Source organism: uncultured Maricaulis sp. (assembly GCF_963975345.1).
In the GTDB taxonomy this organism is placed as follows: Bacteria; Pseudomonadota; Alphaproteobacteria; order Caulobacterales; family Maricaulaceae; genus Maricaulis.
Map to the genome: position 1 here is coordinate 180933 of NZ_CAXBGE010000008.1, position 14219 is coordinate 195151.

15 protein-coding genes are annotated in these 14219 nt (G+C 62.3%); 9 read left to right on the top strand and 6 right to left on the bottom strand.

From position 1 onward, the window contains the following. The first annotated feature begins 29 nt into the window (after positions 1–29). On the top strand, positions 30–491 hold the full coding sequence (locus AAC029_RS10540; protein ID WP_339747293.1) for a RidA family protein: 462 nt from the start codon (positions 30–32) through the stop codon (positions 489–491). 15 nt (positions 492–506) lie between these two features. Here AAC029_RS10540 and AAC029_RS10545 read toward each other — a convergent pair whose 3' ends face one another. After that, entirely contained in the window at positions 507–1070 is a 564-nt protein-coding gene (locus AAC029_RS10545) for a manganese efflux pump MntP family protein (RefSeq protein WP_339747295.1), read from the bottom strand. Between the two features lie 159 nt (positions 1071–1229). On the opposite strand from AAC029_RS10545, the gene AAC029_RS10550 reads away from it, so the two are divergent. After that, positions 1230–1973 carry a DsbA family protein gene (locus AAC029_RS10550; RefSeq protein WP_339747297.1) on the top strand — a complete coding sequence of 248 codons (744 nt, stop codon included), beginning with the start codon at positions 1230–1232 and terminating at the stop codon, positions 1971–1973. A gap of 6 nt (positions 1974–1979) precedes the next feature. Here the strand turns inward: AAC029_RS10550 and AAC029_RS10555 are convergent, their stop codons facing one another. Together AAC029_RS10555 and thiS are read right to left on the bottom strand one after the other, a co-directional pair. Continuing rightward, complete coding sequence (locus tag AAC029_RS10555) at positions 1980–2795, bottom strand: thiazole synthase (RefSeq protein ID WP_339747326.1); 816 nt, start codon at positions 2793–2795, stop codon at positions 1980–1982. Between the two features lie 19 nt (positions 2796–2814). Beyond that, a complete protein-coding gene (gene thiS, locus AAC029_RS10560) occupies positions 2815–3015 on the bottom strand; it encodes a sulfur carrier protein ThiS (RefSeq protein ID WP_339747328.1) in 201 nt (66 codons plus the stop codon). Positions 3016–3090: 75 nt separating this feature from the next. Between thiS and aroQ the strand changes: the two genes are divergently transcribed. Genes aroQ through aat form a run of 4 tightly spaced genes read left to right on the top strand, consistent with a single transcriptional unit; the run spans position 3091 to position 6096 of the window. Continuing rightward, complete coding sequence (aroQ, locus tag AAC029_RS10565) at positions 3091–3531, top strand: type II 3-dehydroquinate dehydratase (protein WP_339747299.1); 441 nt, start codon at positions 3091–3093, stop codon at positions 3529–3531. Positions 3532–3552: 21 nt separating this feature from the next. After that, on the top strand, positions 3553–4035 hold the full coding sequence (gene accB / locus AAC029_RS10570) for an acetyl-CoA carboxylase biotin carboxyl carrier protein (RefSeq protein ID WP_339747301.1): 483 nt from the start codon (positions 3553–3555) through the stop codon (positions 4033–4035). 28 nt (positions 4036–4063) lie between these two features. Further along, the gene (gene accC / locus AAC029_RS10575; protein ID WP_339747303.1) at positions 4064–5410 is read left to right on the top strand and encodes an acetyl-CoA carboxylase biotin carboxylase subunit; all 1347 of its coding nucleotides are present in this window, start codon (positions 4064–4066) and stop codon (positions 5408–5410) included. A gap of 17 nt (positions 5411–5427) precedes the next feature. After that, a complete protein-coding gene (gene aat / locus AAC029_RS10580; RefSeq protein ID WP_339747305.1) occupies positions 5428–6096 on the top strand; it encodes a leucyl/phenylalanyl-tRNA--protein transferase in 669 nt (222 codons plus the stop codon). On the opposite strand, the gene AAC029_RS10585 is transcribed toward aat, so the two are convergent. Together AAC029_RS10585 and AAC029_RS10590 are read right to left on the bottom strand one after the other, a co-directional pair. Beyond that, a complete protein-coding gene (locus tag AAC029_RS10585; protein ID WP_339747307.1) occupies positions 6063–6527 on the bottom strand; it encodes a DUF2155 domain-containing protein in 465 nt (154 codons plus the stop codon). The two genes, aat and AAC029_RS10585, sit on opposite strands and share 34 nt — an antisense overlap. 154 nt (positions 6528–6681) lie before the next feature. Beyond that, positions 6682–7092 carry an NADH:ubiquinone oxidoreductase subunit NDUFA12 gene (locus AAC029_RS10590; protein ID WP_339747310.1) on the bottom strand — a complete coding sequence of 137 codons (411 nt, stop codon included), beginning with the start codon at positions 7090–7092 and terminating at the stop codon, positions 6682–6684. 167 nt (positions 7093–7259) lie between these two features. On the opposite strand from AAC029_RS10590, the gene AAC029_RS10595 reads away from it, so the two are divergent. The 3 genes from AAC029_RS10595 (at position 7260) to AAC029_RS10605 (ending at position 12085) form a co-directional block, all read left to right on the top strand. Further along, positions 7260–10229, top strand: a complete 2970-nt coding sequence (locus AAC029_RS10595; protein ID WP_339747312.1) for a hypothetical protein — start codon at positions 7260–7262, stop codon at positions 10227–10229. A gap of 59 nt (positions 10230–10288) precedes the next feature. Beyond that, positions 10289–10777, top strand: a complete 489-nt coding sequence (locus AAC029_RS10600; protein WP_339747314.1) for a pentapeptide repeat-containing protein — start codon at positions 10289–10291, stop codon at positions 10775–10777. Between the two features lie 96 nt (positions 10778–10873). After that, positions 10874–12085 carry a pentapeptide repeat-containing protein gene (locus AAC029_RS10605; RefSeq protein ID WP_339747316.1) on the top strand — a complete coding sequence of 404 codons (1212 nt, stop codon included), beginning with the start codon at positions 10874–10876 and terminating at the stop codon, positions 12083–12085. 70 nt (positions 12086–12155) lie between these two features. On the opposite strand, the gene aspS is transcribed toward AAC029_RS10605, so the two are convergent. Continuing rightward, positions 12156–13973 carry an aspartate--tRNA ligase gene (aspS, locus tag AAC029_RS10610; protein WP_339747319.1) on the bottom strand — a complete coding sequence of 606 codons (1818 nt, stop codon included), beginning with the start codon at positions 13971–13973 and terminating at the stop codon, positions 12156–12158. Positions 13974–14219 lie beyond the last annotated feature (246 nt).

Here is a 14219-nt window from a genome sequence, read left to right on the forward strand (position 1 = left end):
CGCTATCAGAACCCGCTTGGAGATCTCCCATGTCCGCATTCGAAACACGCCTGACCGAACTGGGCATCACCCTGCCCGAGCCCGTCGCCCCGGTCGCCAATTACGTGCCCTTCGTGCGAAGCGGCGATCAGGTCTATGTCTCAGGCCAAGTCTCGGTCGGGCCTAACGGCTTGATCAAGGGCACGCTCGGCCTGGATATGGATGTCGCGGCCGGCCAAGCGGCGGCACGGCTGTGCGGGATCAATCTGATCGCCCAGCTCAAAGCCGCCTGTGGCGGCGATCTGGCGCGGCTGAAACGCGTCGTCAAGCTGGGCGGTTTCGTCGCGGCCGTGCCGGGCTTCACCGACATCCCGCAAGTGATCAATGGTTGTTCCGACCTGATGGTCGCGGTGTTCGGCGATGCCGGACGTCATGCGCGCTCGGCCGTATCCTGCCCGGTCCTGCCGCTCGGCGCAGCGGTCGAGATCGACGGCGTGTTCGTGATCGCCTGAGCGTAAAGCTTGGCCTCAGCCCGCCATCACATGGCTGATGAAGATCGAAACGCCGATCAGGATCAGAATGGCGCCGCCTGCCAGTTCGGCATGGCGGCCCAGCCGGGCACCGATATGCGGCCCGGCATAATAGCCTGCCGAGCTCATGGCGAATGATGCCAGTCCGATCGCCAGTGCCGCCCAAGCCGTTCCGCCCGCCAACGCCAGGGCAATGCCCACGGCTGCTGAGTCGATACTGGTGCCGATAGCCGTCATGACTGTGCCGAGCGCGGTGTGGCGCCGGGCCGGGCGGGCTTCGTCTGGCGCCGACAGGCCTTCGCGGATCATGCGGCCGCCGATCACCGAGAGCAGGATCAGCGCGACCCAGTGATCAACCGCCGCCACGATACCGCCGAGCGCGATCGCAAAGCTCCAACCGAGCAAACACATCACGCCTTCGGACAAACCGAACACCGCGCCGATGCGAAGCGCGTCCAGCACCTTGACCTTCGGTGCAGCACTGCCACGCGCCAGGGCGGCGGCGAAAGCATCGGTGGAGAGGCTGAAACTGGTCAGGACGAGGGCGGCAGGATTGATCATCGGCGCTGCTTAGCCCGGCCGATGGCGCGCCTGCAAGCGCCGCAAGCTTGCGATCCCCCGAGCATCGAGCCGCTTTGCCCGGCGAATATCTGCACCTTGCCCCTCGTCCCGCCGCCCGCTCTCGGTTAGAAAGGCGAGGACTGTAAAAGGATTTGTCTCATGTTCCGCCTGTCCGCGATCATTACCGCCGCCGCCCTCCTGCTCGGATGCCAACAGGCCCCGGCCGATGCCCAGCTCAACGACCGCTCACGCGAAGAGATTGGCGAGATCGTCCACGCCTATATCGTGGAACATCCCGAAATCATCGAAGAGGCCTTGATCGAGCTGCAGCGCCGCGCCCAGGCGCGCGAAATGGAAGACGCCTACTCCGCGATTGACCGGTATTCCGATGCAATCTTCGCCGACGCTCGTGATCCACGCATTGGCGGTGATCAGCCGGATGTCGTGATCGTCGAATTCATGGACTATAAATGCTCCTATTGCCGCGTCGCCAATGAGTGGGTGACGGATGTGCACGAGCGCTATGGCGACCGCGTCCAGTTCATCTTCAAGGAATATCCGATCCTCGGTCCCGATTCCCTCGAGGCCTCACGCGCCGCGATTGCATCGCTCAATCAGGGTCCGGAGATTTATGAACTCTTCCACCGCTCAATGATCAATGCGAGCGGGCCGCTCCCAACGGCACGGATCGACCAGCTCGCGGCCCTGGCCGGCGTCGATGTGGCGCGCATGCGCACCGATATGGAGGACGAGGCGATCATGGCCCAAATCCTCGACGTGCGCTCGCTGGGCCAAGCGCTCAATGTCACCGGCACGCCGTTCTTCATCGTCGATGGCACAGTCGTGGCCGGCGCCAATCAGCTGGCGCTGGAAGCGGCCCTGCAGCGCGGGCTCGGCGGCTAGCTTTCGCTAGATCAGTCCGAACAGCGGGCTGGACGCATCGGCATAAAGCTTTTTCGGCATACGGCCGGCGAGATAGGATTGCCGGCCGGCGATGACCGCATGTTTCATCGCCGAGGCCATCAGGACCGGGTTTTTCGCACCGGCGATGGCGGTATTCATCAACACGCCGTCGCAGCCCAGCTCCATCGCCACGGTCGCATCCGAGGCGGTGCCGACGCCGGCATCGACAATCACCGGCACCGAGGACTGTTCGATGATCAGACGGATATTGACCGGGTTCTGAATCCCCAGGCCCGAGCCGATCGGGGCGCCGAGCGGCATGATGGCGCAGCAGCCAACTTCTTCGAGGCGGCGGGCATAGACCGGGTCATCCGAGCAATAGACCATCACCTCAAAGCCGTCCTTGATCAGCATTTCCGCCGCACGCAGCGTCTCCGCCATGTCGGGATAGAGATGTTTGGGATCGGACAGGACTTCCAGCTTCACAAGGCTCCAGCCACCGGCCTCACGCGCCAGCCGCAAAGTGCGGATGGCGTCCTCACCGGTAAAACAGCCAGCCGTATTGGGCAGGAAGATGTATTGCTTGGGGTCGATGAAATCGACCAGTCGCGGCTCGGACGGGTCCGACAGATTCACCCGCCGCAGGGCGACGGTGATCATCTCGGCGCCGGAGGCCTCCAGCGCGCGGGCATTTTGCTCATAGCTGGCATATTTGCCGGTGCCGATGATCAGACGCGAGGTCAGCGTACGACCGGCGACCACCAGCGGTTTGTCGGCCGGGGACTGTGTCGAGGTCGGGTTCTGTGTCGGGGCCTGCGTCATGATTGATCCGTCTTCCATTTCATCCACCTCCGACAAAGGCCACAATTTCGATTCGGTCATCCGGTGCCAGCGCATCGAGGTCATAGCGCGAGCGCGGCACGATCTCCAGATTGCGCTCGACGGCGATCTTGCGGCCGTCCAGCCCCAGTTCGCGCACCAGATCAGCGACCCGGCTACCCGGCGCGATCAGCTTGGCCTCGCCATTGACTGTCAGTTGCAACACGGCTTCCGTTCACTCCGCTTGTAAATAGGATGATTGACGTCGTAGAGCTTATACGGGCTGTAAGGCAAGAGCATGACAAAACCGATCTACATCCTCAACGGGCCGAACCTCAATCTGCTGGGCACCCGCGAGCCGGACGTCTATGGAACGATGACGCTCGACGACATCGCCGCAGCCTGCAGCGCCCATGCCGGCAAGCTCGGCCGCGGCGTCGAGTTCCGCCAATCCAATCATGAGGGTGTCTTGATTGACTGGCTGCATGAGGCTAACCAGAAGGCCTGCGCCGTCATCTTCAACCCCGGTGCCTATACGCATACATCTGTGGCTTTGCATGACGCGGTTCGCGCTATAGAACCCCCGGTCATTGAAGTTCACTTGAGCCAGACCGCTGCCCGGGAAACATTCCGGCATCACTCCTTCGTCGCCTCTGCTGCCCGGGGGAGTATTACCGGACTTGGTCTGGCAAGTTATCTGCTGGGAATCGACGCAGCCGAGCATTGCCTGCACCACTGACGGACATAAAAGGCCCAAATCATGAGTTCTGAGACCCGAAGCCGTTCGCCTATCGACCCTGAAATCGTGCGCGAGCTCGCCGATATCCTGCGCGAGACCGATCTGTCGGAAATCGAGGTTGAACGCGGCGATCTGCGTCTGCGCATCGCCCGACAGCTGCAGGCCGCTCCCGTGGTTCAGGCTGTTGCTGCCCCGGCAGCCCCCGCGCCCGCCGGCTATGCCGTCGAAACGCCGGGGCCGGTTGGTGGAGCCGGCGATCTCAGCGCCCATCCCGGCGTCGTCAATTCGCCGATGGTCGGCACCGCCTATCTCAAGCCCAATCCGGATTCGGAGAATTTCGTCAAAGTCGGCGAAACCGTCAAAAAGGGTGACACCATCCTGCTGATCGAAGCGATGAAGACCTTCAATCCGATCGTCGCGGAAAAAGCAGGCAAGATCTCGGAAATCCTCGTCGAAGAAGGCCAGCCGGTCGAATACGGCGAGCCGCTTTTCATCCTGATCTAACGCTCACCCCCGTTCACGAGCGCCCAATATGTTCGATAAAATCCTGATCGCCAATCGCGGCGAAATCGCCCTTCGTATTCACCGGGCCTGCCGTGAAATGGGCATTCGCACCGTCGCGATCCATTCGGAAGCCGACGCCAATGCCATGCATGTTCGCCTCGCCGACGAGAGCGTTTGTGTCGGCCCGGCTTCGGCGGCCAAAAGCTATCTCAACATACCTTCGATCATCGCGGCAGCCGAGGTTACCGGCGCCCAGGCGATCCATCCCGGCTATGGCTTTCTGTCGGAAAATGCCCGTTTCGCTGAAATCGTTGAAGCCCACGGCCTGACATTTATCGGGCCGACTGCGGCGCATATCCGCATGATGGGCGACAAGATCACCGCCAAGAAAGCCGTCATGGCGGCCGGCATCCCGGTCGTGCCCGGCTCTGAAGGTGGCGTTTCCGAAATCAAGGACGCGAAGAAGATCGCGGCCGAGATCGGCTATCCGGTGCTGGTGAAAGCCGCATCGGGCGGCGGCGGTCGCGGCATGAAGGTCGCCGAGACCGAAGCCAAGCTGCAGGAAGCCATGGACACCGCCTCGGCTGAAGCGGCAGCAGCGTTTGGCGACGGCACCATTTATTTGGAAAAATATCTTGGCCGCCCGCGCCATATCGAAATCCAGATCCTGGCCGACATGCACGGCAATGTCGTCCATCTCGGTGAGCGCGATTGCTCGCTGCAGCGCCGCCACCAGAAAATCCTCGAAGAGGCCCCTTCACCAGCCCTGACAGCCGCCGAACGCGCCACAATCGGCGAGACGGTGCGCAAAGCAATCGAAGTGATCGGTTATCGCGGCGTCGGCACGATTGAATTCCTGTGGGAGAATGGTGAGTTCTACTTCATCGAAATGAATACGCGGCTGCAGGTCGAGCATCCGGTGACCGAGATGATCACCGGGATTGATCTGGTGCGCGAACAGATCCGCGTCGCCGATGGCGCCCATCTCGATATCCGCCAGGAAGACATCACGTTTGAGGGCCATGCGATCGAGTGCCGGATCAATGCGGAAAACCCCCGCACTTTCGCGCCCTCGCCCGGCAAGATTACCGATTTCCACGCACCGGGCGGGCTCGGCGTCCGGCTCGATTCAGCGCTCTATACGGGCTATTCCGTACCGCCTTATTATGACAGCCTGATCGGCAAGCTGATCGTGCATGGACGCACCCGCGCCGAAGCGCTGCTGCGCCTGCGCCGGTCGCTGGAAGAAATGGTTGTCGGCGGGATTGAAACCTCGATTCCGATTTTCCTCAACCTGCTCGAGGAACCGGAATTCGTGAGCGGCGATTATCATATCCGCTGGCTGGAGGAATGGCTCGCGAGCCGCGAGGAATAAGCGGGAGCGAACAAAGGATGCGCGGCTTCGGGGCCAAGGAACTGCTCGAATGTTATGCGCGCGGCGTCTTCCCGATGGCGGAGGGCCGCGACGATCCGCGCATCTACCTGCTGGACCCCGACCAGCGCGGCATCCTGCCGCTCGACGACTTCCACCTGCCGCGCCGGCTGCAACGCACCGTGCGCCAGGACAGCTTCCAGGTCAGCATCAATCTCGATTTCCCCGCCGTTGTCGCCGGCTGCTGCACGGCGGCACCCGGCCGCGAGGAAACCTGGATCAATGACGGGATATTCAGCCTCTACACCGAGCTGCATCGCCGCGGCCACGCCCATAGCGTCGAATGCTGGCGCGGCAGCGATCTGGTCGGTGGGCTGTATGGCGTCGCGCTGGGCGGCGCGTTTTTCGGTGAGAGCATGTTTTCGCGCCAGCGCGATGCCAGCAAGGTGGCGCTGGTGCACCTGCTCGCCCGCCTGATTGCCGGCGGTTATGCGCTGCTCGACACCCAGTTTACCACCGGACATCTGGAAACTTTCGGTGCCCGTTCAATCGCCCGCGACGATTACAAATCACGCCTCGCACAAGCGCTTGAGCTGGATGCGAACTTCTTTGCTCTGCCGGCGGAGATTGGTGGCGCTCAGGCCCTGCGTGAGGCTCAGGCCTTGCAGTCGATCACCCAGACATCATAGACCGGGTGTTCGAGCGGGTTTTGCGCTGGCCGTGAGGCGAACATCCAGCCGGAAAACACCGTCTCGCCCGCGATATCGACGCCGAATCCATCGGTGCGCCGGTCGACAATCTGCAAGAAGGCATAGGTTTCCGGTGTCTCCTCCGGTGGGCGCTTGCGGCAATATTGCGCCGTGATCGTCAAGGCACCGAATTGCGCGCTCTCGCCGATCGGGATTTCAAAATCACGCGTCCGCGCCGTCACCTTGTCGAGACCACGCAGCACGACGATAGAGCCGGGCTGGCTCGACAATTCCTGGTTCGATCGAACATCGGGATCGTCGCCGCGCAGGCTGGCGCCGGTATCGGACGTGGTGGCGGAATTGCTGTCCTGGGCCTGCAGGCCGAGCGGCAGACAGGCGGCGAGGATGAAAGCTGTGAATAGACGCGTCATGATTTGAAACTGCCCCGCGATTAAGGCGCTGTCGAGGCGGTTCGCCCCTCAGGCGATTCGAGCCGTTTCAACGCAGTCTCCGTTATAAACGGCTGTGGATTGGGTTGCCGAATATTCCAGCCACTGGACCGGTTCAGGCCCTGCGGCAAAGGCTTCAGTTTTGTTCCGGCGCCCAAGCTTCGTAATCGCTCGTCGTGGCCTGGCGCTTCTCGGGTGAGACGAGGCTGCCGCTCGGACGGTAGGCGTAGACGGTGCCGGTCAGATTGGGATGATGGTCCTTTTCCCAGACTTGGCGCGGCAGTGGCGTTTCGGTCGGCGGGGTGTCGAAGGTGTGGTGCAGCCAGCCATGCCAATCGGATGGCACGCGTGAAGCGTCGGCATAGCCCTTATAGATCACCCAGCGGCGCTTATTGCCATCCGGCCCGGTGACGCCGCTTTCCTCGAAATAGCGATTGCCGTAATCGTCTTCGCCGACTTTTTTGGCGCCGCGACGCGATAGCGTCAGCAGTGTTCCTGGCGTGGCGTCATTCCACCAAATGAAAATTTTGGAGATAAAACCCAGCATGGCGTGCGGCTCCGAGTCGGTCACGACGATGAATTCAAACGTATATGCCTTCGCATGGCGATCCGGTCCAGTCTTGAACACTGCGGGGTTATGGCGCGGGGCCGGGCGCGGTAGACTGAGCCTAACTCCGGGCGATTCGGAGACCAATGGGTGGGAATAAAAACGTCATGAAGCTGCATCGCCGCTTTGCCGAAGCCATTGCCGCCGCCGGTGATCGCTACGCCCTCGCCCTGCGCGACACGGCCGCCTACGGCAATCCCGATCCCGATGACGGGCATGGCACGGACCGCACGGTGCAGGTGCCGCAGGATTGGAGCCCGGCCGCGACGCTGGCTCTGACGCGCCTGCTCGCCACCGCGCGCCCTGCGGAAACCCGCCCGCGCCCGGGCCTGCAGGCCTTTGGTGGTTTGTCGCCGCAAGTCGCCGAAGGAAGCGATGTCAAACCAGAAACCGGCTTGGACGCCGTCATTGCACGCTTGGCCGGTTCTCTGACCTGGTCCGTCGCGCGCCATGGGGCAGTGAATGGCCCCGAGGAAGCGCAGATTTTCCACGGCGAGATTGCCGCCAGCCTGCTCGGACGCTTCGTCATTCCCGATGCCGATCTGTGGCGCGATGGCGGCATTGACTGGGCCTATGGCCTCACCGTGCCGCCAGCCGCCGCCCTGCTGCAAGCTCACACCATCGAGGCGGACAGCGTCGAAGCGCCCGCACAATTGCGGGAAGTCGCCGAAGCCGCGATGCGCGATGGTGTGCTGGAAGTGGGCGCCCGCATCACGCGCGAGCGGCTCGAGGCGATTGCCCAAGCCTGCCATCGCTGTTCCGGCGCGGCCGATGAATGTTTCGATCCCCGCCGCAATGCCGCTTTGGCCCGCGCCATGCGCGCTGCCCTGCGCGATGGCGTCGCGGAAGAAGCGGTCGAACGCGCCCTCGCCTTGGCACGCCAGGGCGTTGATGGCGACGCGCTGACAAGCCTGCAGCCAGAGCCACAGCGCCAGACCGGCAAACTCCTGCATATCCCACCCGCGCTGGCCCAAGCGATCGACGCAGACGGGGAATGGCATTTCGGCAGTACCGGCGAAGCGACACAAGCACGCACATTCCGGGATGGCATCGCCCGCTCGATCTGGAGCTTTGGCGCGCCCTCGCTGGCCTTCCAGGCCTGCCCCGATGCCAGCGGCCCCGTGCTGCACATCAACCTCCCCGCCTTCTTCGACCCTGAGACCGGTTTTCGCGCTGACCTGCTCGGCGACGCCGTGCGGATTTGGTCCTGCGCCCTGATCGTCAGTGCTCCGAAGACCGCCGCGTCAGCGGGGACGCTCAATCTGACCGGGATCGGTGCCCTGTTGAGCACGGCCGGTCTGGCCTATGACAGCGTCCCGGCCCGACAGGTTATCGCGGCCATTGGCCGGCTGGTGACGCTGTGCCTGCGTGAAACCGGTGGCGAGCTTGGCGCGCAAGCGCCCGGCCTCGGTCCCGATCCGGACCTGACCGATCTGCCGGCCCGCTTCGCGGCGCTCGGTGTCGAGCTGGGCCAAGCATCATCGCGGTTTTCGCCCCGTTCTGCCCTCGCCCGCCCCGGCATTACCGTGGCCAGTCTCAACCCGGAGGTCGCGATTGCCGGCCTGTTCGATGCCGACAGCCAAGGCGCTGGTCCAGTCGAGACCGCCATCATCGCCGATAGCGGTCTGAGTGGCGGCCACCGGTTGCGCAACTGTCTGCGCGCCGGCCTCGGCCAGCTTGGCGCCAGCGCGACGGAAATCGAGATCGCCGAGGACCACGCCGCTGGCCATGGCACATTGCGCGGCGCACCGGGCATTTCCCTGGCCCGGCTGAAAGAGCTCGGTCTGCCGGACGAAGCCATCGAGCGCCTCGAAGACACAATCGGCGACGGCGCTTCAGTGCGCTACGCCCTCAATCGCTGGACCTTGGGCGATCACATTTGCCGCGACCAGCTCGGTCTGTCGAGCGATGTCATCGAGACCGAGGGCCAGTCGCTGGCCCGGGCGCTCGGCTTTACCGAGGCCGATCTCGACGCCGCCGACCGCCATGCCCATGGCACCGGAACGCTGGACGATGCCGTCGACCTGCCGCTGGACTGGCGCAATGTTTTCGCGCCAGTCTTGCCGTTCGGCCAGTTGGAGATGAGCGCAGCGTTGGAAGGCCAGATCGATGGATTGGTCGAGACCCGGCTGGCGCTTGATGGCGAAAGCACAATCGACGATATCGCGGCCCTGATCGACCACGCATCGAGCCTGGGCCTGCGGCGCCTGACGCTGCGGCGGACCCGCTCGGGCCTGCTCGACCTGTTGCCGGCAATCGAATTCGACAAGGGCGATTACACCAGCGAGCCAGCAGCGGAACGGGTCATCGAGCGCACTGCTGAACGGCCCGTGGAACGCACTGTTGAGCGCGTGGTCGAACAGCCGGCGGCGCGGCGCAAACTGCCCGACCGGCGCAAGGGCTATATCCAGAAAGCCACGGTCGGCGGGCATAAAGTCTATCTGCACACCGGCGAATTCGACGATGGCGAACTCGGTGAGATTTTCATCGACATGCACAAGGAAGGCGCCGCCTTCCGCTCGCTGATGAATAATTTTGCGATCTCGATCTCGATCGGCCTGCAATACGGCGTGCCGCTGGAAGAGTTTGTCGACGCCTTCGTCTTCACCCGTTTCGAACCGGCCGGCACGGTGACGGGCAATGACTCGATCCAGCACGCGACCTCGATCCTGGATTATCTGTTCCGCGAGCTCGGCGTCTCCTATCTCGGCCGGGACGATCTGGCCGAGCTTTCACCGGACGCCGCCGACCAGGGCGGGCTCGGCAAGGGCGTCGCCGAGGAAAAACTGTCGCAACAGGATGCCGCCCGCCTGATCTCCAAGGGCTTCAGCCGCGGCCAGGTGCCGGACAATATCGTGATGTTTTCCAATGCCGTGCGCAAAGTCGCCAGCGGTCAGTCGGGCGGGCGCGATGTTGGCGAGATCGACCTGCACACCGAGGAGCCGGCGCCGCGCAGCTCAAAAGTGCGCGATGTCAGCCTGTATTCCGGCGATCCCTGCCCGGAATGCGGTCATTTCACCGTCGTTCACGGCGAGACCGGGCAAAACTGCGATGCCTGCAACTGGAGTTCAGTCTAGGCACCGGCTCCGGCGTGCAGCTTGCAACAGCTTGCGTATCAGGCTCGGAGCGCCTCATTATGAAACGAATTCTGGCTGCCATTGCGATCTTTCTGTTCGCCTCATCTGCCGCCCTGGCCCAGGATGCGGCGCAAATCGCGCGCGTCCAAGCGGGTCAGTCCTGCACCGGCTGCAATCTGTTCCAAGCTGAATTGGGTTATCTCGACCTGCCCGGTATCGATCTCTCCGGCTCGCGGCTGCGCCAAGCCAATCTGGCGCTCTCGACGATGAACCGCACCAAGTTCGACAATGCCAATATGTCGGTCGCCAATCTGTTCGGCGCCCGTTTCACCAGCGCCTCCTTCCGCAATGTCGATTTCACGGATGCCATTTTGGTGGGTGCCTATTTCGGCAGTGCCAATCTGAGCGGCGCTCGTTTGGACGGCACCAATATCTCCGGCGCCGAGATGACGACGGCCACTGGCCTGACCCAAACCCAGCTCAATACCGCTTGCGGCGATGCTTCGACGCAATTGCCGGCGGGCCTGCGTGTGGCGTCTTGCCGCTAAGGCCAAACGACCGGGACCTTTGGATTACTGTGATTTAAGTCGTCAATGGGTCGATCCTGCTTTATCCCTGAACACATGCGGAACACCGCTTTGATAATGCCGCTGACTGCGCTGGGCCTCCTACTCGGCGCTCAATCGGCTTGGGCGATGGGCGATGACCATCCACGACGCGGACTCGCCATCGGCGGCGAATGCGATTCCTGTGACTTTTCTGACAAGAATCTGGCCGGCGCGATCTTTATCGGTGCCAATTTCGATGAGTCCGACTTCTCCGACTCAGAGTTGGGCGGCACCACTATTGTCGAGAGCCGCTTCACCGACACTGACTTCAGCGATACCAATCTCAGCCATGCCCATCTGAGCGGCGTCACCTTCCTGCGAACCGATATGACCGGCGCCGATTTCAGCGACGCCCGTATTGAGCGGGTCAATTTTTCGGATGCCAGCCTGGAACACACCAATTTCTCCGACACGCAAATGGTGTTCGCGACCTTTATCGGCAGCACACTTGAAGGCGCGGTGTTCGCGAACGCCACGCTGAGCCAAGCCAATTTCTTCCGCTCGCGCATAAACGACACCAATTTCCGCAGTGCATCGCTGCACGGCGCCAATTTCGCCGGAGTCACCGGCGAGGGCACCAGCTTCCTCGATGCCGATCTGCGCGGTGCCAGCTTTGAAAATGCAGTGCTCGATGAGGTCAATTTCACCGGTACAAATTTGAACGGGGTCAATTTCACAGCTGCTGTCATCACCAATATTACCGGCCTGTCGAAGGAAACCATCCGTGGCGCCTGCGGCGATGACTCAACACAGCTCGATGGCGGCTTCGATTTGCCCGAATGCGGTGACCGGACCGGCCCGATCAGCGATGAGAGTTTCCGCATGGGATGGCGCATCAACCGCAGTGGCGACGCTGGCACGACGATCCGCTTCGAGACCGAAGGCGGCACGGTGATCGAGCGTCGCACCAGCGCTGACGGGGCGATGGATAATGTGCGTGAGACTGTGAATGTGGACGCCATGCGCGAAGCGTCGACCAATGCGCTGCGCGATATTGCGCGCGCCGAGCGCGAGATCAACCGGGTCCAGAGTAACCGGCCCGAAGCCCAGCGCGCTCGCGCAGAGGCAATGGCAGAGGTCGAGCAGGCGCGCGCCGAACTCGCCCGGCAGGGCGCGGTCGAGACGCAGCGTCAATCACGCGTGCGAATTGAGGTGCGCAGTGATGAAGATCACCATATCTGGGTCGTGCCACCGCCACGCGATAGCCATCGTGTGCCGCCACCACCACCCGAGCCACAGCATCATTAGAGCGTGACGTGCACAGTAAAACGGCCGGAGCTTGCACTCCGGCCGTTTGCTTGTCTGCTTGCTGGTCCGTCTAACCGGGCTTCTTGGCTTCCGGCACGACGGTGCGGATGTGCAGCTCGCGCAATTGCTTCATCTCGACTTCGGCCGGTGCGTTCATCATCAGATCGCGCGCCTGCTGATCCTTGGGGAACATCACGATTTCGCGCAAATTGTCGACGCCGGCCAGGATCATCACGATGCGGTCGACGCCCGGTGCGATACCGGCGTGTGGTGGTGCGCCATAGCGGAAGGCATTGAGCATGCCGCCAAACTCCTCTTCCACGGTCGCGGCATCATAGCCGGCATGGGCAAAGGCTTTCAGCATCACATCGGGGCGGTGATTGCGGACTGCGCCGGAGGAGAGCTCGATACCGTTACAGACGATGTCGTACTGGAAAGCCTTGAGGCCGAGCAGCGTCTCGTCGTCGCCTTCCTTGATCGCCAGGAAGTCCTCGGCCGACATTTGCGGCATCGAGAAGGGGTTGTGCGAGAAATCGATCTTCTTGTTGTCTTCATCCCACTCATACATCGGGAAATCGACGATCCAGCAGAATTTGAAGATATTCTTTTCACACAGATCGAGTTCCTTGCCGACGACATCGCGGGCGCGGCCAGCAAAGCTGGCGAAGGCCTTCGGCTCGCCGGCGGCGAAGAAGACCGCGTCGCCAGCCTTCAGATCGAGCGATGCGCGCAAAGCTTCGGTGCGTTCCTCGCCGATATTCTTCGCGACAGGGCCAGCGGCCTCAAGCACGCCGTCGGTCTCACGCCAGAATATATAACCCATGCCGGGCTGACCGTCTTTCTGGGCCCAAGAATTCATCCGGTCGCAGAACGCACGGCTGCCGCCGCTCGGTGCCGGGATGGCCCAAACCGCGATTTTCGGATTCTTCTCGATCATGCCAGCGAAAACCTTGAACCCGGAACCGCGGAAGGTTTCGGTGACATCGCTCATCTTGATCGGATTACGCAGATCCGGCTTATCAGAACCGTACCAAGCCATTGAATCGGCATAGGTAACGCGCTCGAACGCGGTGTTTGGCACGGTGCGGCCATCGGCGAATTCGTCGAACAGGCCCTTGAGCACCGGCTCGATGACGTTGAACACGTCTTCCTGGGTCGCGAAGCTCATTTCCATGTCGAGCTGATAGAATTCGCCCGGTGCGCGGTCGGCGCGGGCGTCTTCATCGCGAAAACAGGGCGCAATCTGGAAATAACGGTCGAAGCCGGAGACCATGATCAGCTGTTTGAATTGCTGCGGTGCCTGCGGTAGGGCGTAGAATTTGCCCGGATGCAGGCGCGATGGCACGAGAAAATCACGCGCGCCTTCCGGCGAGGATGCCGTCAGGATCGGCGTCTGGTATTCGACGAAATCCTCATCGACCATGCGGCGGCGGATCGAGTCGATAATCTTGGAGCGCAGCACGATACGCTTGTGCAGGCTCTCGCGGCGCAGATCGATATAGCGGTGCTTGAGACGAACCTCTTCCGACCAATCGGGCTCACCGAAGACGGGCAGCGGCAACTCTTCCGCTTCCGATTGCACAGCCAGATCACGCACCCGCACTTCAATCCCGCCGGTCGGCAGGTTCTCGTTCTGCGCCTCGGCGTCACGCGCCACGACATCGCCGGTAATGGTCACGACGCTTTCAACGCGCAGGCGCTCAAGCCGCTCGAAATGCTCGCTTTCCGGCTCCAGCACGCACTGGGTGATGCCGTAATGATCGCGCAGATCGATGAAGAGCAGACCACCATGATCGCGCTTGCGATGGATCCAGCCGGAAATCCGGGCGGTCTGGCCGACCTCGGTTGGACGAAGCTGGCCACAGGTATGGGAGCGATAAGCGTGCATGGTTTTCAAGGTCCGCAATGAGCGTGAATAAGGTCGTCGCGACATGCCTGTTGCGAGGCCTCAATGTCAAGGATTTGGGGGGAAATGGTGCAGTTGTTGGGTGGGGGCGACGCGCCGAAATCTCCACGCGGCATGCCGCTGGAGGGATGGGAGGGTGCGGGACGCCGGCGAATGCCGGTAACGCGTATAAGTTAAGTGTGACATCCGAGACGTCCCACACGTGCAGTTTTCTCGGGCTGTCTCCAC